Here is a 25011-nt window from a genome sequence, read left to right as displayed (position 1 = left end):
GGCCGTCAGGCGCGGGGGAGCGCCCCCACCGGGTGACGCAGGGCGGAGGCCAGCATCAGCCCCGCGCCCCGGACGACGCTGGTCTGCGGATCGTTCGCGAGACGGAGCCGGGCCCGCAGCAGGTGCGCCAGACGTCCGGTCACCTCCAAGGACAGAGCCCCGCCGCCGGTCACCAGGACGCCCCGGCGCAGCGCGCCCCTGACCGCGCCGGTGCGGTCCCGCCGCCACAGATCGCTCACCATGTCCGCCGCCGTACCCGCCACCGAGTCCGCGGTGGACCGGGCCGTCCCGGTCGGCGTGCCGCCCGGGACCGGCAGGTCGTCCACCCCCGCCTCGGCCAGCCGTGCGTCCTGGACGAGACCGTCCACGACGAGCGTCACCTCGGTCAGCCGTGCGCCGAGGTCGATGACCAGGAGGGGGCCGCCGCCCGCCGGAGCCGCGTAGGCCGCCGCGGCCCGCGCGCTGTCCACGGCGATGACCCGTGCCGGACCCAGGGCGTCCACCAGACGCCGGGCCGCCGCCCGTTCCTCGGGGGCGGCGAGCACGGGATGGGTCAGCATGACGACGGTGTCGTGCCCTTCGTCGCCCGGAGCCGTCGCGGTGAGACGGCGCAGCAGGCTGAGCCGGGAGCCGGGTCCGGTCGTGTGCCCGCCTCGGACCGGACCGCTCGGGACGTCGGCGAAGACGCCCGCGCCCGGCGCCCACGCGCGGGTCCTGGCGCTGCCGATGTCCAGGGCGATCCCGCGCACCGGACGCCTCGCGCCCAGGGCGCCGCCTGCTGAACCGAACGATCCCATCGCTTCCGTCGCTTCCGTCCGTTCCTTGCGGACCCGCTGATTACGAGGCCGATATGGGGCCTCACTATGCAGTATCCGTGGCGGAAGCGCCATGATGCTTGTGGATCGAAGGGATTGAAGGGATCGCAGGGGAGGGCTGGTTCGGGCTCAGGCGCCCAGCCACAGGTCGGGGCCGAACACCTCGTAGTGGATGTCGGCGGCGGACGTGCCGAGCCCGAGGAGGTCCGCGCGGACCGTCCGGAGGAAGGGGAGCGGGCCGCAGAGGTACGCGGTCGTGCCGGTCGGCAGGTCCAGCGCGGTGACGTCCGCGCGCCCCGGCAGGGCGCCGGAGTCGCCCGGCTCCTCGTACCAGAGGTGGAGCGTGCCCTGCGGCAGAGCGTCCACGAGGCGGCGCAGTTCGACGGCGTGTGCGTGCGATTCGGGCGAGCGGTCGGCGTGGACGACCACGACGGGACGGGTCGAGCCGCCGGCCGCGAGGTGGTCGAGCATGGCCAGCATCGGGGTGCTGCCGATGCCCGCCGAGGCCAGTAGCAGTGGGGTGTCGCCCTCGGGCAGGACCAGGTCGCCGAACGGGGCGGACACGTCCACGAGGTCCCCGGTCCGGGCATGGGCGTGCAGCCAGGAGGAGACCTCGCCCGCCGGGTCGCCGTCGACGCGCTTCACCGTGATCCGCCACCGGGGGTGGCCGGGAGCGGCGGACAGGCTGTACTGGCGGATCTGCCGGGCGCCGTCGGGCAGGGCGACCTGGACGCTCACGTACTGGCCCGGCCGGAAGGCGGCCGTGGGGGTGCCGTCGGGGTGCCGCAGGACGAAGGAGACCGTGTCCGGCGTCTCCTCGTGCCGTTCGGCGATCTCCATCGGGTGCCAGACCTCGCCCTCGGCGACCCCCGCCTCCTGGTAGAGCCGGGACTCGACGGCGATCAGGGCGTTCGCCATCAGCCAGTACACCTCGTCCCAGGCGCGGGCGACCTCCGGGGTCACCGCCTCGCCGAGGACTTCCACGATGGCGGCGAAGAGGTGCTCGTGCACGACCTCGTACTGCTCGGACGTGACACCGAGCGAGGCGTGCTTGTGGGCGATCCGGGACAGCATGGCGTCGGGCCGGGTGTCCGGGTGGTCCAGGAGCGCGACGGCGAACGCGGCTATCGACCCGGCGAGTGCCTTCCGCTGGTTGCCGCTGGCCTGGTTGCCCCGGTTGAACAGGTCCCGGAGAAGCCCGGGGTGGGCGGCGAAGAGGCGCCCGTAGAACCGCTCGGTGATCTGGTCGAGCGCGCCCCCGACGGCGGGCAGCGTGGCGCGGACGACCGGGACGGCCTGCTCGGACAGCATGACGACCCCAAATCTGGTAGATGATCTACCTATTTAAAAGTGGGCGTGAGGCGCCGCCGGACGCGGCGCCCGGGAAGGGCGGATTCAGTCGGTGGGGCGCGGGCCGAGCGAGAGCAGCAGGGGGCCGGTCGGGGATTCCACCAGCTCCGCCACCGTCACCGGGTCGAGCACCCGGTAGAACGCCTCCTGCGCCTGCCGCAGGGCGCCCCGCAGTCTGCACCCGGAGCGCAGCGGGCACGGCGGGTCGCCCTCGCAGGCGACGACCTCGTCCTCGCCCTCCAGGGTGCGGGTCAGCCAGCCCACCGAGGCGTGCCTGCCGCGCTCGGTGAGGGCCAGGCCGCCACCCCTGCCGCGTCGCGCCTCGATCACGCCGAGGTGCTGGAGCCGGGTCACCACCTTGGCCATGTGGGCGTAGGGGACCTCCATGGAGTCCGCCACCTCGCGGGTGGTGACGGATTCCTCGGGAGCGGTGACCGCCAGGCGCATCACGGCACGCAGCGCCAGGTCGGTGAACTTCGTCAGCCTCACGCCGTGACCGTATCAAAGCGGCATGGAGGATACGTATTAAGGGGGTGTCTCGCCTCTCCGCCTCAGGAGGTGTCTCGTCCCTCCGCCGTGGTCGGCCCGCCCGTTCCTCTCGTCAGGTCGGCCCGTCCGTTCCCCTCGTCAGGTCCGCCTGGTGTTCCCGTCCGGTCGGGCCGTCCGTTCCCCGCGCCGCCGATGAAGCCGTCGCCACTGCCACCAGCCCCCGGTCAGCAGACACGTGCCGGTGAGGACGATCCCGGCGACCGGCCAGCGCCCGTCGGCGATCCTGGTGTCCGAGACGACCACCAGGAACAGTCCGAGCAGCGGCAGCAGCAGCGATCCGGCCGCGCGCAGGGCCGCCACGGCGACGGCCGGATCCATCCGGAGGCCGCGCGGGGCACGCAGATCGCGGTCACCGACGTAGAAGACGGTGGCCCTGTCCATGAGCCGACGGGTGGCCCGCAGATACGCGACGGCCATGTACGGCAGCCAGACCAGCGGCGCGACCAGACCGGTCAGGAACACCACGCCGACCAGCGCCCAGCGACCGAGCCGGGCGAGCGGTCCGCCGGACGCGTCGGGGGTGAGCAGACCGAGGAGCCGCGCCATCCGCATGACCAGGTCGAAGAGCACCGCCACCCGGCCCGGCCCGGCGGCGCCACGGCGTACGGCGGCAGCGCCCCCTTCCACCCCCTCGCGGTCCGTTTCCACCGCCTCGCGGCCCGCGCCCGAGCCTTCCGCGTCCCCCGGACCGTCCTTCTCCGGGATCGCGGCCAGCGAGGTCCGTGCGGTCGGCACGTCCTCGTACACCCCTTGCAGGACGAGGAGTTCCGCGGCCCGTTCCGGGTCCGTGGGGTCCCGCCCCTCGACGGCGGCGAGTTCCAGCACCGTGCGCGCCTGGCTGAGGAGGGCGCCGCAGAAGGCGAACGGCACGAAGAGCAGGAAGGGCCCGCCGACGAAGGCCCCCTCCGCCGCCACGGCGCGGCGCCCCCGGGCCACGACCAGGGCGCGCAGGGCCGCGTCGTCGGCCCCGGGGCGGGCGGCACGGAGCCGGTCGACGGTGGCTCCGGCCCCCGGGCCCAGATGGCGCAACGCGAAGGACGCGAGCGACTCCGGGAGCCTGCCGGGCCGTGCGCGGATCTCCCCGAGCAGGGAGCCCGCGAGCCCGGCGGCCGGTGCCGCCCGCGCCCTCTTCCGCACCTTCGTGTGTGCTTCCTTCCGGGCCCTGCCGGGCCGTCCGGAGGTGCTCAGGCCAGGACCTTGGCCTTCGCCTTCTCGTACTCCTCGGGTGTGATCGCGCCCTTGTCCTTCAGCTCGGCGAGCCGTGCCAGCTCGTCGGTGGGACTGGGGGCGCCGCCCTGGGTCCCCGCGGTCTTGCGGATGTAGTCCTGGAACCTGGCCTCGGAGTCCTTGGCCTGTTTGGCGTCCCGCTCGCCCATGCTCCGGCCCCGGGCGATCACGTAGACGAGCACGCCGAGGTACGGCAGGACGATGCAGAGGATCAGCCAGCCGGCCTTGGCCCAGCCGTTGAGCGAGTGGTCCCGGAAGATGTCCGTGATCACCTTGAACAGCAGGAACAGCCACATGATCCAGAGGAAGAACCACAGCATGGTCCAGAACAGGTTGAGGAGAGGGTAGTCGTCCATTCCTGCACGCTCCGTTCCCGCGACGGCCGGGAGGGGCCACGCGTTGAACCGAGTCTCACCCGCCGACGGCGCCCCCGCACGTCGTGGCCGCTCCGGTGGCGGACCGCCGGAAGACGTGCCGCGTCAGGAGGCGCGCAGAGCGGCCAGGGCGCGGTCGGCGTGCGCGCTCATGCGCAGTTCGCTGCGCACGACCTCCCGCACCCGCCGGTCCCGGCCGATCACGAACGTGACCCGCTTCGTCGGCGCGAGGGAGAAACCGCGGGTGACGCCGAACCGGTCGCGCACGCTTCCGTCCGGGTCGGAGAGCAGCGGATACCCGAGCGAGTGCCGCTCTGCGAACTCCCGCTGCCGTTCGACGCCGTCCGAGCTGATCCCGACGGGCAGCGCCCCGGCGGCCCGGAACTCGGCGGCGAGGTCACGGAAGTGGCAGGCCTCGGCCGTGCATCCCGGGGTCATGGCCGCCGGATAGAAGAAGAGGACGACCGGCCCCTCGGCGAGCAGTCCGGTCAGGGAACGGGGGGTACCCGTCTCATCCGGAAGGGTGAAGTCCTCCACCAGGTCACCGACGTTCACAGCGGCCGTCCCCGATCGTGTGCGAGCCGCCACCGGCGTCTGACGGTGGCCGACCGGTGACGCTACCCCAGGGCGGGAGCCACCGTCACCCCGCACCCCGCACCCCGTCGCGGACGCCGTCGCGTGGCGGCCCCGTGGACGGGCCCCGGACTCCGCCGGAGTGCTCGGTCAGCCCAGACCCGCCGTCACCGTGCCCCGTGTCGTGGCGGCGCGCCGGTCCAGGACCGCGAGCACCCGCTCGCCCCACCGAAGGTTCTCCTCCTCGAAGTACCGGCCGCGCATGAGCGTGAGGTACGGACCCACCCGCTCGGCCTCGTCCAGATACCGTTCCTCGTCCCGGCCGTCCAGCATCCGGTCCCGCATCCGGTCGTAACGGGCCAGCTTCTCCCGTGCCGTCTCCATGCGCCGGGCCACGAACGCCCGCACGGCCTGCGTGTCGCCCTCGTCGCAGGACTGCACCTGCACCATCAGGTCGTCACGGACCGCGCTGGGGCGCGGCGGGGTGGAGGTGTAGGCGGCCAGGTCCCGCCGTCCCGGTTCGGTGAGGCTGAACATCCGCTTGTTGGGGCGCCGTTCCTGCTCCACCACGCGCGCCGTGATCAGACCGGCCTCCGCGAGCCGGTCGAGCTCGCGGTACAGCTGCTGCGGGGTGGCGGCCCAGAAGTTGGCGACGGACACGTCGAAGATCTTGGCCAGATCGTATCCGGAGGCCTCGCCCTCCAGGAGAGCTGCGAGGACGGCGTGCTTGAGCGACATCCGGACACGCTAGCAGTACGTTGAAGGGTTCCCTCCGTGCCCGATCGACCCGCGGCCGGGGGCCGGACGGACGCTCTACGCTGGCACGTCCGTCCGCCGCCTGCCTAGGCTTGGAGAGGGGACGGCACACCCGAGGGGCAGCGCGATGGACAGCGACACGTTCGTCTACACCACCTACATCCGGACCACCCCGGACGAGCTGTGGACGGCGCTCACCGACCCGGCGTCCACCCGCCGGTACTGGGGCGTGGCCTTCGAGACGGAGTGGACACCCGGCGCCCCCATGGTCTGGGAGGAGGCCGGACGCCGGACCGCCGACCCCGAGCAGCTCGTCCTCGCGGCCGAACCCGGCCGCCGCCTCGCGTACACCTGGCACACCTTCACCCCCGGCTGGGCGCAGGCGGTCCGGCTCGATCCGGAGGTTCACCGGAAGCTGCTCCAGGAGCGCAGATCACGGGTGACCTTCGACATCGAACCCACCGGTGACACCGTGAAACTGACGGTCACCCACGGGGACCTGGAGGACGGCGGCCTGATGAAGGGGATGATCGGCGAAGGATGGCCCGCGCTGATCTCCAGCCTCAAGTCCCTCCTGGAGACCGGCGAGGAACTTCCCGAGCCGCCCCGCTGACCCATTCGAGTCGTCTCGTCCACGATTCGCCCGCCACACCCGACCTCTTGATCATCCTTTCCTCCTCTCATCCGATGTGATGCAGCGGTCGGCGCCGTCCGCCGGCCTCACCGTCCGGGAGGAGAAGGTGTCCGACGTGCCGTCACGCAGATACGTACGGGGATGGGGCGCGGTGTCGCTCGTGGCCGGAGCGGTACTCCTCGGGACGGCCGCGCAGTTCCCGGACCGCCCCGAGACGCCGGACCCGGCGGCCCCGGCCCCGGGCGCCGTCGTCTCCCTCGACGGCTGCGTCGCCCCGGGCGGATGGTGCTCCGCGCCCCGGCACATCGTCCTCCTCGGTGGCACCACGATGCTCACCGGGCGCCCGTTCACCGTCGACCGCCGGGTGGACGGCCCCGTCGAAATCGCCCTGCGCAGCCCCGGAACGCTCGCCGACGTCACCGTCACGGACCGGCGGGGCCGCCGGATCGCGGGCTCTCCGAGCCCGGACGGCAGCCGGTGGACCAGCGCCGCGCCCCTGCCCGCCGGAAACCGCTTCGCCGCCCGGCTCGTCGTCGAGGGCGGCGGCGAAGGCCCCCGGCGGCAGATCGCCCGTCTGGACTTCCGTACCGTCCCAGCTCCTGTGGGCGAGCGGCTCACCGCCTCCTTCGGGCCGGACGACGGCGGTAGGTACGGGGTCGGGCAGCCGGTCACCGCCGAACTCAGCCACCCCGTCCCCGAGGACGACGGCGAGGCCCGCAGGACCGTCGAGCGCGGCCTCGTCGTCGCGACGGAGCCCCGGGTCGAGGGCTCCTGGTACTGGGTCGGCCCCCGCACCCTGCACTACCGGCCCCGCCACTACTGGCCCGCGCGCACCACCGTCCGGGTCCGCAGCGGTCTCGAAGGGGTCAGGATCGCCGACGGACTCCACGGCGGCCGGTCACGTGCCCTCACCTTCACCACCGGGGACCGGATCGAGGCCGTCACCGACGTCGCCGCCCATGAGATGACCGTGCTCCGCGACGGACGGGTGCTGCGCACCCTGCCGGTCACCACCGGCAGGGCCGGGTACCGCACCCGGGGCGGCACCAAGGTCGTCCTCGGCAAGGAACCCCTGGTCCGGATGCGCGGCGACTCCATCGGCATCGCGCGCGGCAGCCGGGACTCCTACGATCTGAAGGTGCGCTGGGCCACCCGGGTGACCTGGAGCGGCGAGTACCTGCACGCGGCACCCTGGTCGCTCGACGCCCAGGGCACCGAGGACGTCAGCCACGGTTGTACGGGCATGAGCACGCGGGACGCCGCCTGGCTGTACGACACCGTCCGCGAGGGTGACCTGGTGAGCGTCGTCAACGGGTACGGGGCACCGATGGCCCCCTTCGGCAACGGCTTCGGCGACTGGAACCTCGGCTGGTCCGCGTGGCTGCGGGGCAGCGCCCTCGGCCCCGACACCCCCGAGCGGGCCGCCGCCGCACCCCGTACGGGCGGCGCCGTGGTGCTCAGGCCCGCGCTGTGACCCGGCGCGCTCAGAGTTCCGCCGTCGGCTCCCGTGTTCCCGGCGGGGCGTCCGGCGACGACTCCGGTGAGGGGGCCGCGGGCGGGACCGCGGCCGGGGCGGGTTCGCCGAGACTGACACGGGGACGGCGCTGGAGCCCGGCGCCCACCAGGACGCCCAGGGCGATGGCCGCCACGGTGATCACGGTGGTCACGAGACTGTCCAGACCGCCGCCGGTGTCACCCTCCACGACGATCTCCGACACGCTCGTGAGCCCGACCGCACCCGGCACGATCAGCCAGAAGCACGGCAGGAAGACCACCTGGTCCGGGGTGTGCGAGCGGCGCGAGATCCAGCGGGCCATCGGCGGCAGCAGCATCCCGGCGGCGAACGCGCCGAAGGCCGTACCGGCGAACCCGGCGGCGGCCGACTGCACGAACCGTTCCACGAGCAGGGCGCCGAGCAGCCAGAACGTCACCCGGGGCGGCGCGGAGAAGTACAGCAGGAAGCCGAAGCCGAGCAGCAGCACCCCCACCCACGGCGCCCATTCGCCCAGCGGCTGCGCCGTGGGACCGGACGAGGGGTGCGGGCGCAGGAGTTCGGTGCCGATCAGGATGCCGAGCGCCAGCAGGAACAGCACGCCCGCGGCACCCGCCAGCCGGGCCATCCCGGAGAGGGCCGCCCCGGTGGCGAGTTCGATGGCGCCGAGCGTCAGCGCGGCACCCGGCAGGAAGGCGATCAGAGGCGGCACGTACAGCACGGTGGGCGCCTCGTGCAGCAGCGGACCGGCCCAGCGCAGCGACACCGCCGTGACGAGGATCGCCGCGACCACCGGCAGCGCCGTACGGGCCGCCGGGAGCCGGTCGCCGAACAGCCGGAGCAGACCGACACCCGCGCCGAGCACCGCGTATCCGACGACCGCAGGGACGGTCGCGTGCCGCATCGAGCCCAGGCCCACGGTCAGCAGCACATAGCCGAGGACCGTCGCCGCCGGGCTGAACCGCTCGGGACGCTCCCGCAGTTCCCGCAGCCCGCGCGACACCTCGGGGAACGGCAGCGCCTCGGCGCGCATCCGTGCCACCAGCGACTGCAGCGCCTCCACCTGGTCCAGCCTCAGATCGGGGCCCTCCACCGGCGCGAAGTCCAGTTCGCCGCCCCGGCCGTCGGGCCCGCCGCCGACCCGGACGAACAGACCGGTGGGGACCACGAAGGACCGCACCCGCATCCCGTACCGCGCCGCCACGTCGGCCAGCAGCCGCTCCACCTCGGAGGTCTGCTCCCCGGCCCGCAGCAGTTCGGCGCCCAGCTCGCACAGGATCGCGGCCAGGTCCCGCAGCCGCTCCCGTCCCGAGTCCTCCGCCTCCGGCACGGTGACGGTGTTGCCGCCGCGCCGCAGGAGCCGCAGGGTGGCGGCCCTGCGGGCGAGGCCACGCACATCAAAACGGGGCAAAGAGCGCATTGTGGAAAATTAGCAGTGTGGAGCGCCGGGTACCCGGCGGCGCCCGCAGCGGCGCGCACCCGTACCCGCCCGTCGGGGCCGCCTCAGACCCGTCCGCCGCCCGTGGTGTCGGAGGAGAGCCGCTGCGCCGCGTAGATCGGCAGCACCGAGAGGACGATCAGGACCGCCGCCACCACGTTGACCACCGGGGCCTGCTGGGGGCGGGTCATGTTGTCGAGGATCCAGACCGGCAGCGTCCGGAGCCCCGGACCGGCCGTGAAGGTCGTCACCACGATCTCGTCGAAGGACAGCGCGAAGGACAGCAGCGCGCCCGCGAGCAGCGCCGACCGGAGCTGCGGGAACGTGATGTCCCGGAAGGCGCGGAAGGTGTGCGCGCCCAGGTCCGCCGCCGCCTCCTCGTGCGAGCCGGGCAGTCCGCGCAGCCGGGCGGCCACGTTGTTGAAGACCACCACGACGCAGAAGGTCGCGTGGCCCACGACGACGGTGAACATCCCGAGTCCCACACCGAGCGGTTCGAGGACCGTGCCGAAGGCCGAGTTGAGCGCGATGCCGGTGACGATGCCGGGCAGCGCGATCGGCAGCACCACCGCGAAGGAGACCGCCTCGCGGCCGAAGAACGCGTACCGCTGGACCGCGAAGGCGGCGAGCGTGCCGAGCACCAGTGCCACCGCCGTCGCCGCGAGCCCGGCCCGCACCGAGGTCCACAGCGCGGCCCGCGCGCCCTCGTTCTCCCAGGCGGCGGCCCACCAGTCGAGCGTGAACCCGGACGGCGGCCAGCCCGCCGCCCGGTCGGGGTCGAACGAGCCGAGCAGCACGAGGAGCAGCGGCAGGTAGATCCCCGCGAGGACGAGCCCGGCGGCCGTGCGCAGCGCGATCCGCGCGGGACGGGAGAGATGCATCGGTCGGGTTCCTTCCGGCCGGTCACAGGCTGCGCAGCGCGCCGGAGCGGCGCACCGCCAGCAGGTACACGACGATGACGGCGACCGGCACGGTGCCCAGCGCGGCCGCGAAGGGCAGGTTCAGGGTGACGTGGGAGGAGATGACGTTGCCGATCAGCTGGGTCTTGCCGCCGACGATCTGCACCGTGATGTAGTCGCCGAGGCTCAGCGAGAAGGTGAAGACGGACCCGGCCGCGAGCGCGGGCCGCACCAGGGGCAGGACGACCGACAGGAATGTCCTGCCGGTCCGCGCCCCCAGATCGGCGGAGGCGTCCAGCACGTTCGCCGGGAGCTGGACGAGCGCCGTGTGGAGCGGGAGCACCATGTACGGAAGCCAGAGGTACGTCAGGACGAGCACGGTCGCCGTCAGGCCGTACCCCGGCCCGGACAGGCCGAAGGGGCGCAGCACCGAGTCCAGCGGACCGCCCTCGGAGAGGATCAGCCGCCATGCGTACACCTTCACCAGATAGCCCGCCCAGAGCGGGGTGAGCAGGGCCACCACGAGCAGGGGGCGGCGGCGCGGGTGCGCCACGCGGGCGGTGTAGAACGCGAGCGGAAAGGCGAGGACGGCGCAGAGGGCGGTGACGCCGAGGGCGACGCCGACGGTCCGCAGGGCGACGGCGCGGTGGACGGGGGAGGTGGCGAGTTCCTCGAAGTTCCGCGTGGTCCAGCTCCGTACGACCTCGGAGGTGAAGCTGTCGGTCGTCCAGAACGCGGACAGGAAGAGGGCGGCGAGCGAGCCGAGGTAGGCGAGGACCAGCCAGAGCAGCGGGGCGGTGAGCAGGGCCGCGAGCCGCAGCCGGGGCCGCCGGTGCAGAGCGCCGGCGAGACGTCTCACAGCACCGGCCCCCCGGGCCGCGCGGGCGGCTCCGGGGGTCTCGGCGGGGGGCTCGGGGGAGAGCCCCGGGGGGAGCGGGGTGAACGAGGTCACGGCACGGTCAGCCCTTGATCTCGGTCCAGGCCCGCACCCACTCGGCGTACGGGACGCACCGGGTGTCCGTCCGGCCGTCGAGGCACTGCTCGATCGGGGTGGTCCAGAAGTGGACCCGCTTCCAGTACGACTCGTCGGAGGCGTGGAAGACGGTGCAGTGGTTCTTGTCGGCGGTCTCGGCGCAGGACTTCGCGTTGGCGGGGGCCTCTCCGAAGTACTCGGCGACCTGGGCGTTGGCCTTCGGCGAGACGATCCAGTCGAGCCACTTGTAGGCGCACGTCGGGTGCTTGGCCTTCGCGGAGACCATCCAGGTGTCGGACCAGCCGGTGGAGCCCTCCTTCGGCACGACGGCCTCGACCTTGGCGCCCTCGGCCCGGGTGAGGTTGGCGATCACCTGCCAGCTGGTGCCGACGACGGAGTCGCCGCTCTTGAAGGCGGAGACCTCCTTGAGGTAGTCGCTCCAGTACTCGCCGATGTGCTTGTTCTGCTCCTTGAGCAGGGCCACGGCGGCGTCGAACTGCTTCCGGTCGAGGGCGTACGGATTCTCGATGCCCAGCTCCGGCCGGGTCGACTTCAGGTAGAGGGCGGCGTCGGCCAGATAGATGGGGGAGTCGTAGGCGGTGACCTTGCCGCTGTGCGCGGAGGCCCGGTCGAAGACGGCGGACCAGGAGTCGGGGGCGGGCTTCACCTTCTCGGTGTCGTACATGAGGAGGTTGGCGCCCCGGCCGTGCGGGATGCCGTAGGGGACGCCCTTGACCGAGTTCCACTCCTTGTTCTTGAGCCCGGCGAAGACATCGGCGTAGTTCGGCACGAGCGAGGTGTTCACGGGGGCGGCGTCACCGGCCGCGATGAGCCGCAGGGAGGCGTCGCCGGAGGCGGAGACGGCGTCGTACGCGCCGGTCTTCATCAGCGCGACCATCTCGTCGGAGGTGGCCGCCGTACGGGAGTTGACCTGGCAGCCGGTCTGCTTCTCGAAGGGGGTGACCCAGTCGACCTTCGGGTTGTTGGAGCCGTCCTCGACGTAGCCGGGCCAGGCGATCAGATCGACCCGGCCCTCGGGCGCGCCGAGCGACGCGGGTGCCTTCAGATCGGGCGGGTTGAGGCCGCCGGAGCTCGTGGCGCCTCCCGGTTCGGACGAGCCGCAGGCCGTGAGGAGGAGCAGCCCGGAGACGGCGGCTGCGGCGAGCAGGGAACGGTGCGGGCGCACGTGGTTCTCCCTTGAGTGAGGGGACGGGAGCGAGTGGGGGGAGAGAAGGGCGGCGGAGGGGTGGGAGCGGACCTGCCCAGGCGGGGAAGGGCGGGCCGGGGAGTGGAGGAGCGGGGCGGGGCGGGCCGGTTCGGGAGGAGGGGAGGAGCTGGAACGAGCCGGTTCTGGACGGGGGCGGCGGGCTCCGGACGGGGACGGGACGAGGGGCGGCGGGCTCGCTCCGGACGGGGGCGGGACGAGGGGCGGCGGGCTCCGGACGGGGGCGGGACGAGGGGCGGGCCCGCCCTAGACGCTGTCCGGTACGCGCACGGCGTGGCGGGGGTCCCAGCCCAGGTCCACCCGGGCGCCCCGGTAGGCGGTGAGGTCGGCCGGGGAGGTCTCCACGTTCTGCTGGAGGGCGGTGAGCCGTCCGCCACCGTCGATGTCCACCAGGAAGCGGGTGGTGGCGCCGAGATAGGCGACCTCGGCGACGGTGCCGGTGGCGGTGAGCAGCCCGGATCCCGCAGGCTCTGCGGGGCTCCTGAGGACGCGGATCTTCTCCGGCCGGATGTTGTACGTCCCCGAGGCCCCGAGGAGCCGCCGGGCGATGTCGCCGACCAGCAGGTTGGAGGTGCCGACGAACCCGGCGACGAAGGGGGTGCGGGGACGTTCGTAGATCTCGGCGGGTGCGGCGACCTGTTCGACACGGCCCTGGTGGAGGACGGCGACACGGTCGCTCAGGGCCAGCGCCTCCTCCTGGTCGTGGGTGACGAAGACGAAGGTGATGCCGACCTCGCGCTGGATCTCCTTCAGTTCGAGCTGCATCCGCTCGCGGAGCTTGAGGTCGAGCGCGCCCAGCGGTTCGTCGAGGAGCAGCACCCGGGGCCGGGCGACGAGCGCGCGGGCGAGGGCGACGCGCTGGCGCTGCCCGCCGGAGAGCTCGGCCGGTCTGCGCCGTCCGAGCCCGTCGAGTCCGACGCGGGCGAGTGAGGCGCGGGCCCGCACCAGACGTTCGGCACGGGCCACCCCGCGCACCTTGAGGCTGTAGGAGACGTTCTGCTCGACCGTCATGTGCGGGAAGAGGGCGTAGTCCTGGAAGACGGTGTGCACGTCCCGCTCGAAGGGGGCGAGCCGGGTCACGTCACGTCCGGCCAGTTCGACCGTGCCCGAGGTCGGCGTCTCGAACCCGGCGATCAGCCGCAGCACGGTCGTCTTCCCCGAACCGGAGGGGCCGAGCATCGAGAAGAACTCGCCGTCGGCGATCTCCAGCTCCACTCCCGCCACGGCCTCCACCCGCCCGTAGGTCTTGCGCAGTCCCGTCAGCCGGATCGCCGGTCCGTCCATGGGGAGAGCCTTTCTGGTGCGATGGGGTGTCGATCGGGCGTGAGCGTAAAGATATGGAACCATAGTTCATGGCTCAAGACCCCTTTAAGGTGAAACCTGAGTCAACGCTTGACGCGCGAGGTGGTGAACGGTGAGACCAGACGGCAGGCCGGACGACGGCGGGGCACCCGGGGCGGGCACCGCCCGCAGGGCCGTCTTCACGCCCGTCGACACCCGGGCGCGGGTGGACACCGTCGCCCGCCGCATCGGCGACGCCATCGAACTCGGACTCCTCGCCGACGGGGAGCAGCTCCCCGGCGAGACCGAACTCGCCGGACAGCTCGGAGTCTCCACCGTCACCCTCCGCGAAGCCCTCATGGCCCTGCGGCAGCAGGGGCTCGTCATCACCCGCAGGGGCCGGGGCGGCGGCAGCTTCGTCACCCTGCCCGACGACCCGCCGCGGGAACGGCTGCGCGCCCGCCTCGCCGACTGGTCCACCGAGGAACTGCACGACCTCGGCGACCACTGGGCCGCCGTCTCCGGCGCCGCGGCACTGCTCGCCGCGCGCCGCACCCAACCCGGCGACCTGCGCCCCCTCGTCCGTATGGCGGACGAACTCGACGTCGCCGAGGACCCGGCGACCCGCGGCAGGCTCTTCGGGCGCTTCCACGTCGAACTCGCCGCCGCCGCCCGGTCCGCGCGCCTCACCCGTGAGGAGATCGCCCTCCAGACCGACCTGGGCGCACTGCTCTGTCTGGTCCTCGACGACCCGGAGCATCTGGCGAGTCTGTCGGATCGTCACCGCGACGTGATCTCGGCCGTGCGGGACGAGGCCGACGAGCGGGCCAGGACGCTCGCCGAGACATCTGTACGGGAGTCGGTGGGGCGGCTGATCGCGCTGCGCCTCGCCTTGGCGGGCCGCCCTCGGGGCACCCGCCACGAGCTGCGAGGATGACGGCATGAGCGACCACGACGAGAAGGACGCGCGACTGGCCGAGGCCGTCGCGCTGCGCGGGCGGGGAGAGAAGGAGGAGGCCCGCAGGCGGCTCGTCGCCCTCGCCGCCGCACACCCGGACGACGCCGAGACCGCCTACCAGACGGCCTGGGCGCATGACGTCCTCGGCCTGGAGGCGGAGGCCGTGCCGTACTACGAACGCTCCCTCACGGGCACCGGACTCACCCCCGAGGACCGGCGGGGCGCGCTCCTCGGCCTCGGCAGCACCTACCGCGTCCTCGGACGGTACGAGGACGCCGTCACGCTGCTGTCCGGCGCCGTCGAGGAGTTCCCCGACGACGGCGCCCTGCGGGCCTTCCTCGCGATGGCCCACTACAACACCGGCCGGAACCACGAGGCGGTGGCCCTGCTGCTCCGGCTGCTCGCCGCCACCAGCGAGGACCCGTCGGTACGGGCGTACCGCCCGGCCATCGAGCACTACGCGGCGGACCTCGACGCGCTCGGCTGAGCCCGGCCCGTCAGCTCCCGGTTCGGTGAGCCCAGGGGCCCCGGGGCGCCGCCCCTGGCCGCCGGGGCCGCGAACGGTGGACATGACCCCATGCTGCTGCCCCGCACCCGTACCGAGACCGAGGTCGTCCGGTTGACCGCCCCCGGACACCTCACCCCGAAGGGCCTGTCCGGCGACACCGTCGACATCCGGGTGGAGCACGAAGCACGGCGGGCCCTGGAGCTGATCGCCGCCCTGCCGCCCGGAGAACAGCACCGGTGCTTCGTCCCCGGCTGGGGAATCAGGGCCCACGGCCCCGCCGACCCGCTCTTCGGGATCGCCTTCTGCTTCCGCTGCCACGGCGCCCGCCTCCGGGGGCCGGACGTCCCTCCCGGGCTGCGGGGGCAGCCCTTCGACGCCGACAGCCCGGCAGCCCATGAACTCCTCCGCCGGTTCCGGGCCCGCCTGCCCCCGGAACCGGCCGACGCGCCTTCCGGGTGACCGGATCAGTCGTTCACCGCCGTCAGGAGCACCACCGCGTCCTCCAGGGCGGTGAGCCCGTGCCGCTCCTTGGGGATCATCCGCAGCGCACCCGTCGTCAGTTCCTCGGCCCGCCCCGCCGCCGTCAGGTCCACCCGGCCGCGCAGCACCTGGAGGCTCGCGGCGGGCGGTGCGTTGTGCTCGTCCAGGGAGGTGCCCGAGGTGAGGGCGATGACGGTCTGCCGGAGCACCCCGTCGTGCAGCACCACCCGGGCGCTGCGTCCGTGCGGCGCCGTGCGGGCGGCGCTCAGGTGCTCGTCGGCGAGGGCGGCGAGGTCCAGGATCATGTCTCTCCCTGCGGGTGCGCGGCCGGATGCCCCCAGCCTCCCGCCTGCCGACGGTGCCGCAACTCGGGAAGGCCCGGACTCAGCCGTCGTCCCGGGGGAGCAGGGCACCCGCGAGATGGTCGTGGGCCACGTGCGCGTGCAGCCGCACAGCGGTCACCAGGGTGTCGTCGTCCGCGTAGAAGCCCGGGTTGTGATTGGTCGCGAGCCCCCGGCCGCCCGGTTCCGGCACCGGCCGGCCCGCCGCGTCCAGCACCGTGTCCTGGACGCCGAGCATCACGTACAGGCCGCCGAACCGGCCCACGAGCTCGGACACGTCGTCGTACCCCAGCGTTCCCGGCGTCTCCACCACCCGCTCCGCGCCGACCACCCGCCGGAACGTCGGAAGACCGGCCGCCACCCACGGACCGGTGTTGCGCACGGGCGGTACCGGCTGGAGGTACGCCACCTCGGCCGTCGCCCCGTACGCCGCCGCCGAGTGCTCCGCGAGCGTCGTCAGACGCTGCCGCACCCGCTCCATGTCGGACTCCACGGCGCAGCGGACCGTGCCCCACAGCGTCACCGTCTGCCCGACGATGTTGAAGCGGCCGACGTCCTCGACGTGCCCGATCGACACCGTGACCGGATCGAACGCCGACACCTGCCGGTAGAGCTGGCCGATGCCCGTCAGGACCGCCCCGACCGCGGGCATCGGATCGACGCCCTCCCACGGCGTGGAGCCGTGCGTCTGCCGGCCGGTGACGACGATCCGCACGAGGACCGAGGCGCCGTACTGGTTCCCGATCCGGTACCCCACGTACCCCTTCGGATACGGGGTCACGTGCAGCCCGAACACCATCGTCGGCACGGGACCGTCGAACGCGCCCGCCTCCACCATCGCGCGGGCCCCGCCCTCCTCGGTGACCGGAGGCCCCTCCTCGGCGGGCTGGAAGACGAACAGGACGGTGCCCGGCAGCCGCTCGCGGACCCCCGCGAGGACCGTCGCGGCGCCCAGCAGCGCCGCCGTGTGGCAGTCGTGCCCGCAGGCGTGGGAGACCGGGAAGGGGCCGCCGGGGTACTCCGTGTCGACCACCTCGGAGGCGAACTCCGCCCCGCACAGGTCCCGGACCGGCAGGGCGTCGGTGTCGGCGCGCAGCGCCACGACCCGCTCGCCGGGCACGCCCCCGCGCAGCACACCGACGACCCCGTGGCCCGCGATGCCCGTACGGACCTCGTCCAGGTCCAGGGCGCGCAGCCGGTCGGCGACGAGGCGGGCGGTGTCCACCTCGCGGTTGGACAGCTCCGGATGCCGGTGCAGATGGCGGCGCCATGCCACGACCTGCTCCGCGACGGCCGCCGCCCGTTCGTCCAGCTCGTCATGGATCGGGTCGCTGCCCAAGGGAACTCCTCCGGTCGCCGGACGTGGTCGCCGGACGCCGGGGCGGCCGGAGCGGTGACGGGCGGCCGTCCGGGGACGGTGGCCGTGCGGGCATGGTCCCACCGGAGCGCGAACGGCGCACGCCCCGCCGGGAAGGGCGGGGCGTGCGCCGTTCGCGCGGACGCGGGGGCGTGCCCTGTCCGGGCGGCCGGTCAGCCGGTGAAGACCTCCACCAGGGACCAGATCGCGAGACCGGCCATGCAGACGCCGCCGATCCGCTGCACGACCTTGAGCGGTACGCGCTTGGCGATGAACCGGCCCGCGACCAGGGCGAGCGCGGAGACGCTCATCAGAGCGGCGAGGGAGCCGATCGCCGTCGACCAGGTGCCGTTCGTGGCGGCCAGGTTGGCGGTGGTGATCTGGGTGAGGTCACCCCACTCGCTGATGAAGACGGCCATGAAGGCGGTCGAGAAGACGGGCCAGAAGCCGGTGACGGTCTTGCCGCCCTCCTCGCTCTCGTCGTCGTCGCCCCCGCCGCGCAGCAGCATGAACGCGCCGAAGGCGAACAGCAGGGCGGAGACCAGCTTCACCGACCAGCCCGGCAGCAGCCCGAGCAGGCTGCCCGCGCCCACGGCGATGGCGACATGGGCGAGGAAGGCGGTCGAGGTGCCGAACCAGACGTACAGCGGACGCATCCGCGTGCCCATGGCGAGGGACGCGAACATGGTCTTGTCGGGAAGCTCGGCGAGGAAGATCAGCCCGAAGGCGGTGAGGATCGCCAAGGGGTCGAGGTGCATACCGGGGCTCTCTGCTCGGTCCGGGCCCCGGGCCCGGCACGGCACCAAGAAGGCGACGGGAGGACCACTCGGCCCGGCATGACGGACCACGCCCACGGAAGCGCGGACGCGGTTGATGCCTGGCCGAAGGTCTCGCCCGTCCGTGTCACACGGACCCGGTCACCGGGAACCCGGAGGTTCCAGTATGTCGACGGCCGGTTCGCAGGGCTACTCCCCTTCGCTGCGCCCAGTGTAGCCGACTGAGCCGGACGGGTGAGGAGACGGTGTCCGCCCCACCCGGGCACCACCCGCGCCGGACGAACCACACGCCGGACGGAACCACAGGCCGGACGAACCTCATGCCGGACGGACCACAGGCCCCGGCACTCCCCGCCGCCCCGCCCCGGCGGCGGACACGCCCGGACCCCGCGCCACCCGGGACCGGACGCCGCTCCTGCGTACGATCATGAAATGCCCGCAGGTCATCGGAGCCGTCCCGGTTCAGCGACGCGCACCCAGTTCAACCTCGGTCGCACCCTGCCCTTCCTGGTCCTGGCCCTGGCGTTCCTCATGGACCTGGTGACCCCCGACCAGGAGCGGTTCGACCGGCTCCTGATCGCCGCCCCGACGCTCGCCGCCGTCACCTGGAGCGTGCGCGGCACCCTCGGCATCGGCCTGCTCGCCATGGTCGCCCGGCTGCTGCTCGGCCTCATCCGGGGAGAACCGCTCGTCTCCGAGGTCCTCGCCAGCGAGGTGGTCCTCGTGATCGTCACCCTCGCGGGCGCCTGGGTCAGCCGCGTCCGCACCCGCTACGAGCAGGATCTCGCGGAACTCAGCGCCGTCGCCGAGGTCGTCCAGCGGGTCGTGCTGCGCCCCCTGCCCGCACACCTCGGCCGGTACGACCTCCACCTCCTCTACGTGGCCGCCGCCGCCAAGGCCCGTATCGGCGGTGACTTCTACGAGGCGGTACGGGTCCCCGGCGCGGTCCGGATCATGCTCGGCGACGTCCAGGGCAAGGGCCTGGGCGCCGTCGAGACCGCCTCCGTCCTGCTCGGCTCCTTCCGCGCCGCCGTCAGCGACGCCGTCGACCTCGCGGCCCTCGCCGACCGTCTCGAAGAGGGACTCGCCCAGTACGGAGCCTGGGACCCGGACTCCGACGCCGCCGAACGCTTCGCCACGGTCGTCCTCGTGGAACTCCCCGACGGCCGGGACCTCGCCCGCCTCCTCAGCTGCGGCCACCCCGCCCCCCTGGTCCAGCGCGGCACCGAGGTCACCCAGGTGCGCTTCACCGACCCCTCGCTGCCGGTCAACCTCGCCGGGCTGTGCGCCTCCCGCCACCGGATCGAGGAAGTGCCCTTCGGACCGGGGGACCGGATGCTCCTCTACACCGACGGCGTCAACGAGACCCGCGACCGGGCCGGGGTCTTCTACCCGCTCGAACAGCGGCTCCGGGGATGGGCCGGGGAACCGGCCGGGGAACTGCCGGGCATCCTCCACCGGGACCTCACCCGCTACGGCGGCGGAGACCTCGACGACGACGTCGCCGCCCTCGTCGTGGTCTTCCCGGCCCGACCCCGCTGAGACGGACCGCCCCCGCCCAAACCTCCCGCCGGGGGGCGGCTTGTGTCGCCGCCGCGCCGCCGGGTGTCCCGTGCGCTCTCCGCGCGCTCTGGCCGCTCCGCCCGGGATGCGTGAGGCTGGCGGACCGTCCGTCCCTCGGACGGCCACGAGTCCAGCCGAGAGGAACGGGTGCACGTGTCCCAGCAGAACCCCTTCACCACCGGCCCGGCCGAACCCTTCCCCGGCTTCCCGGGCATCACGGCCGGACTCACCGACGCCGAGGCCTCCCGGATCGCCGGACGCGGCCTGTGGGCCCCCGACGGGACCGTGGAACCCGGCGCGGTCCGCCTCGGCCAGACCCTCGCCAACGCCCTCCTCACCGGGACGCCCGGCGACCCCGACCGCACGGCTGGGAACGCGGACACCGCCCCGACCGCGCTCCTGCCCGCCGGGCTGGCCGCCGTCGTCGAGGAGGTGCGCGGCCTGGCCCTGCCCGCGTACCACCGGATCGAGGGTGCGTCGGACGACGTCCGGCTCTCCGCCCTCAGCCTCCGGCAGCGCGGTCCCGGCCCGCACCCGCTCGTCGTCCTCCCGGCCGGCTGGACCCCCTTCGGCTGGTCGCTCTTCCTCTGGACGTACCTGGTCCTGGCCCGCAAGGGCTACCACGTCCTCGCCTACACCCCGCGCGGCCTCGGCACCCCCGGCCTGCCGTCCACCTCCAGCGGCCTCGTCGACGTCGCCGGACCCCACGACTGGGCCGACGGATCGGCCGTCGTCGACTTCGCGGTCGACCACTTCGCCCCGAGCGTCATCGGCTTCATGGGCGAGTCCTACGGATCGGGCATCAGCCAGCTGGTCGCCGCCCACGACGACCGGGTCGCCGTCGTCGTCGCCCTCAGCACCTGGGGCAACCTCGCCACCGCCCTGTACGACCACGGGACCCGTCACGTCGCCGCCGTGAAAGCCCTCCTCGCCCTCACCGGCGGACCCGTGGAGACCAAGTTCGACGAGGACAACCAGAGCGTCCTCGCCGACTTCCTCGCCGACCGGAACCTGCCGGACGTCGTCGACTGGGGCCGCCGCCGCGCCCCGGAGTCGTACCTCGATCTCACCAACGACAACGGCACCCCGACCTTCTTCTCGAACACCTGGCACGAGAGCCTCTTCGCGGTCAACCAGCTCCTGGAGACCTTCGAGGGCCTTGACGTGCCCAAACGGCTCAACCTGTGGATCGGCGACCACGCCGCCCCGGAGGGCCCCGGGCTCATCGGCCCGCCCGGGGAGACGGACCCGCCGCTGGCGGAGGCGTACGCCTGGCTCGACCACCACCTCAAGGGCGCCCCCAACGGCGTGGCCGCGTGGCCGGAGGCCAGCGCTCAGGTGATGTTCACGTACACGACGGAACCGGTGCCGGACCCGGCGACCGGCGAACCGACCGGCGAGCGGCGGATCCTCGCCCCGGCCCGCCGCGAGGCCCACGAGCGGTGGAGCGGCTTCACCCGCTCCACCGAGGTGTTCGGCCTCACCGGCGACGGCGCGGGCGGCGCCGACGGACGGCTCCTGCCCACCGGCGGAGCGACCCCGGGCCCCGGGGGGACCGGCTGGCGCCGCACCTTCCTCGCGGGCGTGGACACCGAGGCCACCGCCATGGACGCGATCATGAGGACCGGCCGGGCGGAATGGACCGGCAACCCGAAGACCTACGACACCCGCAAGATCGACCGCAGGCACGCCGTGGCCTGGACCACCGACCCGCTGACACCGCTCCGGCCCGGCGACACGGCCGGCCGCCGGATCCGGGGCGTCCCACGGCTCCGCCTCACCGTCCGCTCCACCGTCTCCTCGGCCAGTCTCTACGCGCACCTCTTCGACGTGGCCGAGGACGGCACGGCCCGGATCGTCAGCCACGAGCCGCTCAACGCGTACGGTCTCGCGCCCGACCGGGACACCACGGTGACCTGGCGGCTCCAGGCGGCGGCGTACGACATCGCCGCCGGTCACCGGCTGATGCTGGCCGTCGACAGCAAGGACCCGCTGTACGGCGACGCCACCGTCACCTGGACCCAGACCGTCGTCGGCTCCCCCGACTCCACGCCGTCCTTCCTGGAACTGCCGCTGGGCTGAGCCCCCGCCCGGCGGAGGGCCGGGAGGGGGCACGGGCTCAGGCCACCGGCGCGAGCCCCAGGTGCTCGCGGAGCGTGCCGCCCGTGTACGCGGTCCGGTACACGCCCCGTTCCTGGAGCTCCGGGACCAGCAGGTCCACGATGTCGTCGAGACCGTCCGGGACCAGGTACGGCGAGATGTTGAAGCCGTCGATCGCCCCGTGCCGGACGAACCGCGCGAACTTCTCGGCGAGGCCCGCCGGGGTGCCCACGTGCCCGCGCTGCGGCCCCAGCTCGATGACCGTCTCGCGCAGCGACCATCCGTTGGCCTCCGCCTTCGCCCGCCACTGGGCCACCACCGGGCGGGGGTCCTCCAGCCAGCGGGTCCCGAACGTGCCCGTGTACTGGCCCACCACCGGGTCCTCGGCGGGCAGCGGGCCGTCGGCGTCCCGCCCCGACAGGTCGAAGCCCCACAGCCTGCCCGCGATCCCCAGGGCCACGGCGGGCGTGACCTGCGAGAGACGCACCCAGCGCTCCTTCTCCTCGGCCTCCTTCTCGGTGGCCCCGATGACGATCTCGGTGCCGGGCAGGATGCGCAGCGCGTCCTCGGCCCGCCCCGCCGCCCGCAGCCGCCGCCGGATGTCCTCGGCGAAGGAGAGGGCGTCGTCGAAGTCGGTGCCGTGCGCGGAGAAGACGACGTCCGCGTTGCGGGCGGCGAAGTCCCGGCCCTCCCCGGAATCACCCGCCTGGAAGATCACCGGATGCCCCTGGGCGCTGCGCGGCAGGGTCGGCGCGAGATCCACGTCGAACTGGGCGCCCCGCCCGCTGACGCGGCCCACCGCGTCCGGCACCGACCAGGACCGGGCATCCGCCGAACCGGCGACGGAGCCCTCCGCCCAGCCGTCCCACACGGCGCGCGCCACCGAGAGGAACTCCTCCGCCCGCCGGTAGCGGTCGGCGTGGTCGAGGAAGCCGCCCCGCCGGAAGTTCTCGCCGGTCCAGGCGTTGTGCGTGGTCACGACGTTCCACCCGGCCCGGCCGCCGGACAGCAGGTCCAGCCCGGCCAGACGGCGGGCGAGGTCGCCCGGCTCGTTGAAGGTGGTGTTCGAAGTGGAGACGAGACCGATCCGGTCGGTCGCCGCGGCGAGCGCCGACAACTGGGTGATCGAGTCGGGCCTGCCCGCCACGTCCAGTTCGTGGATGCCGCCCTCCGACTCCCGCAGCCGCAGGCCGTCCCCGAGGAAGAAGGCGTCGAACAGTCCCCGCTCGGCGGTGCGCGCCACCCGCAGGAAGGTCGCCGGGTCGATCTGCGAACCGCTGGCCGGATCGGACCAGATCGTCCAGTGGTTGACGCCCTGGACGAAGACCCCGAGATGGAGCCGGGCGTCCGGGCGGGGGACGTCGGTCGGGTCGGTGCGGGTCATCGGGTCTCCTCCCGGACGGGCGCGGCGGCGCCGTCGGTCGTGAAGCGGCTGAGCGGCCGGGGGAGGCCGAGGGAGGTGCGCAGGGTGGCGCCGGGCAGCGGCCGGGCCGCGATCCGCCGGACGAACAGCTCGGGCAGGACCAGCCGGGACAGCACCGCCAGATCCTCGTCGAGGACGAGCGGCCGGAGCCGTACCCCGTCGACGTGCTCGGCCAGTTCGGCGAGCAGGGACACCAGCCCCTCCGCCGGGCCGGTGTACCGCAGCCGGTCCGGACGAGCGGACCACGGGGAGTGCCGCTCCAGGTCCGCCACCCGCTCCCGCGCCGTCTCGCCGGGCGTGTCGAGGGCCACCTCGACCTCGGCGAAGACACGGGGGGTGCCCGCGGCGGAGGCGGTCCGGGCCGCGGGGCCCACCTCGGCGACATCAGTACCGCCGACCAGTGCCACATCGGTCAGTCCGGCCGGGACGAGACCGGACCGGGCGAGGACCACGGGCCTGCCCTGCGGCGGGCGCGGCACGATCGAGGGTCCCTTCACGGAGTACGTGTCCCCGACGAAGTCCACGAAGTGCAGCCGGGACCGGTCCAGATAGCGGCTCGTGGCCACCGACCGGATCACCGCGTCGTCCTCCCACGAGTCCCACAGGTCCCGTACGACCCTGAGCCCGTCACGGGCCTCACGGGCGAGGGCGTCCGGGCCCTCGACCGGGGGCCGCCCCCAGGCGCGGGCGGCGGCCGGGTCCTCCTCGACCCCCACGACCCAGCCGGACCGGCCGGCTGACAGGTGGTCGAGCGAGGCGAGCTGCGAGGACACGTGGAACGGTTCCGCGTACGTGGTCGACAGGACCGGCGCGACACCGAGGACGCTGGTCGAGGCCGCGACGAACGCGGCCCGTTCCACCGCCCCGATCCGGCCCACCGGGTCGGGGCCCGCACCGGGCGGGAGGATCGAGTCGTCCAGGGTCACCAGGGTGAACCCGGCGTTCTCGGCGACGGCCGCGACCCGGGCGAGCCGACGCGGGGTCAGCAGTTCGCCGGGGGCGTGCGCGGCACGGCGCCACGCGGCCGGATGGGCGCCGTCGCCGTCTATCTCGACGGCCAGGCGCAGGGCGGGGCGGGGCATGGGAGGTCCTTCCGGAAGACAGCGGCGCGCACCGGGACCACGGGCGCGCGGGGGCGCGCCGACCCGGGACCGGGCAACGGGACGTCAGGGAGCGCGCGGACCCTCGTGGGACGGGGTCAGGCGCGGGCGGAAGGACAGATGGCCGAGGAGGTCCGGCAGAAGTCGACATGGCGCCTGCACACGAGCGGCGTGCCCGCCGGGGGCACGGACCGGAGGGCACGCGGCACCGAGCCAGTTGCGCGCACGTCCGCCTCCCCGCAGCTCAGGCCCCGGATCCCGGCCAGGACCGGAGGGCACCTCAGCTTAGGCGGGCGGCCTTCCCCGCTGTCAAGGCCGTTCCGGACGGCGGACGGGCGGCCGGAGCGGGGGAGCCGGGTGCCCGCGCGGACGGAGCCGCCACGGCGCGCCGCCTGCCGGGCGGCACCGGGCCCGCGCTCCGTTCTCACCGCGACGGCCCGGTGGCGGGCCGGACGGCCCCGGGCGAGGACGGTCGGTCGGTTCGCCACCGGGCCGTCGCGGCGGCTGTGCGCGGGCCGCGACGGGGCGGGTCCTGTCGTCTGGTCGGGGAGCGGCGGTCACCCCTGGATGACGGCCGAGTCCCGAGGGGCGGGCCGCCCGCGCTGGACGGGACCGGAAGGCGGTGGCCTGGGGCGGCTCCGGAGCACGGTCTCCGGGGACGAGGGGGCCGAGGGGGCGACGAGCCGTCACACGGCGGGCGGTGTGCCCCGGAGCGTGCCGGGGACGGTCCTCGGGTCCGGAGCGTGCCGGGGACGGCCTTCCGGTTCGAAGGGCCGGTGCCGGGGGTGGCCTTCGGGTGCCGGGGGAGGCATTCCGTGG

General features: G+C 73.9%; 24 protein-coding genes. 7 read left to right on the top strand and 17 right to left on the bottom strand.

The features are described 5' to 3' along the window. Positions 1 to 5: 5 nt before the first annotated feature. The 7 genes from ACIO92_RS30295 to ACIO92_RS30265 all read right to left on the bottom strand — a co-directional run bounded on the left by ACIO92_RS30295 (position 6) and on the right by ACIO92_RS30265 (position 5626). Complete coding sequence (locus ACIO92_RS30295) at positions 6 to 797, bottom strand: rod shape-determining protein MreC (RefSeq protein WP_402283567.1); 792 nt, start codon at positions 795 to 797, stop codon at positions 6 to 8. 147 nt (positions 798 to 944) lie between these two features. After that, entirely contained in the window at positions 945 to 2126 is a 1182-nt protein-coding gene (locus tag ACIO92_RS30290; protein ID WP_402283569.1) for a globin domain-containing protein, read from the bottom strand. Positions 2127 to 2210: 84 nt separating this feature from the next. Beyond that, on the bottom strand, positions 2211 to 2654 hold the full coding sequence (locus tag ACIO92_RS30285) for an Rrf2 family transcriptional regulator (protein ID WP_366443639.1): 444 nt from the start codon (positions 2652 to 2654) through the stop codon (positions 2211 to 2213). Positions 2655 to 2792: 138 nt separating this feature from the next. Beyond that, positions 2793 to 3851 (bottom strand): hypothetical protein, encoded by a 1059-nt coding sequence (locus ACIO92_RS30280; protein ID WP_402283572.1) that lies wholly within the window; start codon positions 3849 to 3851, stop codon positions 2793 to 2795. A 47-nt stretch (positions 3852 to 3898) separates the two neighbouring features. Next, positions 3899 to 4297, bottom strand: a complete 399-nt coding sequence (locus tag ACIO92_RS30275) for an SHOCT domain-containing protein (protein WP_366443641.1) — start codon at positions 4295 to 4297, stop codon at positions 3899 to 3901. Between the two features lie 123 nt (positions 4298 to 4420). Then, the gene (locus ACIO92_RS30270) at positions 4421 to 4870 is read right to left on the bottom strand and encodes a peroxiredoxin (protein ID WP_366443642.1); all 450 of its coding nucleotides are present in this window, start codon (positions 4868 to 4870) and stop codon (positions 4421 to 4423) included. Positions 4871 to 5038: 168 nt separating this feature from the next. Beyond that, positions 5039 to 5626, bottom strand: coding sequence for a PadR family transcriptional regulator (locus tag ACIO92_RS30265; protein ID WP_366443643.1), 588 nt, complete (start codon positions 5624 to 5626; stop codon positions 5039 to 5041). A gap of 145 nt (positions 5627 to 5771) precedes the next feature. On the opposite strand from ACIO92_RS30265, the gene ACIO92_RS30260 reads away from it, so the two are divergent. Together ACIO92_RS30260 and ACIO92_RS30255 are read left to right on the top strand one after the other, a co-directional pair. Then, entirely contained in the window at positions 5772 to 6257 is a 486-nt protein-coding gene (locus tag ACIO92_RS30260) for an SRPBCC family protein (protein WP_366443644.1), read from the top strand. A 136-nt stretch (positions 6258 to 6393) separates the two neighbouring features. Then, positions 6394 to 7752, top strand: coding sequence for an Ig-like domain-containing protein (locus ACIO92_RS30255; protein ID WP_402283575.1), 1359 nt, complete (start codon positions 6394 to 6396; stop codon positions 7750 to 7752). 10 nt (positions 7753 to 7762) lie between these two features. On the opposite strand, the gene ACIO92_RS30250 is transcribed toward ACIO92_RS30255, so the two are convergent. From ACIO92_RS30250 to ACIO92_RS30230, 5 genes are all read right to left on the bottom strand, one after another. Further along, a complete protein-coding gene (locus tag ACIO92_RS30250) occupies positions 7763 to 9190 on the bottom strand; it encodes a threonine/serine exporter ThrE family protein (RefSeq protein ID WP_402283577.1) in 1428 nt (475 codons plus the stop codon). Between the two features lie 83 nt (positions 9191 to 9273). Beyond that, on the bottom strand, positions 9274 to 10089 hold the full coding sequence (locus ACIO92_RS30245; RefSeq protein WP_401240464.1) for an ABC transporter permease: 816 nt from the start codon (positions 10087 to 10089) through the stop codon (positions 9274 to 9276). Between the two features lie 22 nt (positions 10090 to 10111). Further along, positions 10112 to 10966 carry an ABC transporter permease gene (locus tag ACIO92_RS30240; RefSeq protein ID WP_366443648.1) on the bottom strand — a complete coding sequence of 285 codons (855 nt, stop codon included), beginning with the start codon at positions 10964 to 10966 and terminating at the stop codon, positions 10112 to 10114. A gap of 100 nt (positions 10967 to 11066) precedes the next feature. Further along, positions 11067 to 12266: an ABC transporter substrate-binding protein gene (locus ACIO92_RS30235; protein WP_401240467.1), complete on the bottom strand. Its 1200-nt coding sequence runs from the start codon at positions 12264 to 12266 to the stop codon at positions 11067 to 11069. A gap of 285 nt (positions 12267 to 12551) precedes the next feature. Continuing rightward, on the bottom strand, positions 12552 to 13589 hold the full coding sequence (locus ACIO92_RS30230) for an ABC transporter ATP-binding protein (RefSeq protein WP_401240470.1): 1038 nt from the start codon (positions 13587 to 13589) through the stop codon (positions 12552 to 12554). A 130-nt stretch (positions 13590 to 13719) separates the two neighbouring features. On the opposite strand from ACIO92_RS30230, the gene ACIO92_RS30225 reads away from it, so the two are divergent. The 3 genes from ACIO92_RS30225 (at position 13720) to ACIO92_RS30215 (ending at position 15511) form a co-directional block, all read left to right on the top strand. After that, positions 13720 to 14523 carry a GntR family transcriptional regulator gene (locus ACIO92_RS30225; protein WP_402060049.1) on the top strand — a complete coding sequence of 268 codons (804 nt, stop codon included), beginning with the start codon at positions 13720 to 13722 and terminating at the stop codon, positions 14521 to 14523. A gap of 4 nt (positions 14524 to 14527) precedes the next feature. Further along, positions 14528 to 15031, top strand: a complete 504-nt coding sequence (locus ACIO92_RS30220; protein WP_401240475.1) for a tetratricopeptide repeat protein — start codon at positions 14528 to 14530, stop codon at positions 15029 to 15031. A gap of 90 nt (positions 15032 to 15121) precedes the next feature. Beyond that, positions 15122 to 15511, top strand: a complete 390-nt coding sequence (locus tag ACIO92_RS30215; RefSeq protein WP_402283581.1) for a hypothetical protein — start codon at positions 15122 to 15124, stop codon at positions 15509 to 15511. A gap of 5 nt (positions 15512 to 15516) precedes the next feature. Here the strand turns inward: ACIO92_RS30215 and ACIO92_RS30210 are convergent, their stop codons facing one another. The 3 genes from ACIO92_RS30210 to ACIO92_RS30200 form a co-directional block, all read right to left on the bottom strand. Beyond that, complete coding sequence (locus ACIO92_RS30210; RefSeq protein WP_351788266.1) at positions 15517 to 15837, bottom strand: cupin; 321 nt, start codon at positions 15835 to 15837, stop codon at positions 15517 to 15519. 79 nt (positions 15838 to 15916) lie between these two features. Further along, entirely contained in the window at positions 15917 to 17212 is a 1296-nt protein-coding gene (locus tag ACIO92_RS30205; protein WP_402283583.1) for a M20 family metallopeptidase, read from the bottom strand. Between the two features lie 191 nt (positions 17213 to 17403). Beyond that, entirely contained in the window at positions 17404 to 17988 is a 585-nt protein-coding gene (locus ACIO92_RS30200; RefSeq protein ID WP_351788262.1) for a TMEM165/GDT1 family protein, read from the bottom strand. A 450-nt stretch (positions 17989 to 18438) separates the two neighbouring features. Here ACIO92_RS30200 and ACIO92_RS30195 point away from each other — a divergent pair, with 450 nt between their 5' ends. Further along, positions 18439 to 19548 (top strand): PP2C family protein-serine/threonine phosphatase, encoded by a 1110-nt coding sequence (locus ACIO92_RS30195; protein ID WP_366443655.1) that lies wholly within the window; start codon positions 18439 to 18441, stop codon positions 19546 to 19548. Between the two features lie 174 nt (positions 19549 to 19722). Next, on the top strand, positions 19723 to 21651 hold the full coding sequence (locus tag ACIO92_RS30190) for a CocE/NonD family hydrolase (RefSeq protein WP_366443656.1): 1929 nt from the start codon (positions 19723 to 19725) through the stop codon (positions 21649 to 21651). 37 nt (positions 21652 to 21688) lie between these two features. Here ACIO92_RS30190 and ACIO92_RS30185 read toward each other — a convergent pair whose 3' ends face one another. Next, complete coding sequence (locus ACIO92_RS30185) at positions 21689 to 23053, bottom strand: NtaA/DmoA family FMN-dependent monooxygenase (RefSeq protein WP_366443657.1); 1365 nt, start codon at positions 23051 to 23053, stop codon at positions 21689 to 21691. Further along, the gene (locus ACIO92_RS30180) at positions 23050 to 24174 is read right to left on the bottom strand and encodes an LLM class flavin-dependent oxidoreductase (protein ID WP_366443658.1); all 1125 of its coding nucleotides are present in this window, start codon (positions 24172 to 24174) and stop codon (positions 23050 to 23052) included. The genes ACIO92_RS30185 and ACIO92_RS30180 overlap by 4 nt, the downstream gene beginning before the upstream one ends. Positions 24175 to 25011: the final 837 nt, after the last annotated feature.

Origin of the sequence: Streptomyces sp. NPDC087215 (assembly GCF_044744885.1) — a bacterium.
GTDB lineage: Bacteria > Actinomycetota > Actinomycetes > Streptomycetales > Streptomycetaceae > Streptomyces.
Note: the sequence above shows the minus strand (reverse complement) of the source record. Positions and strands in the feature narration are given on the sequence as shown.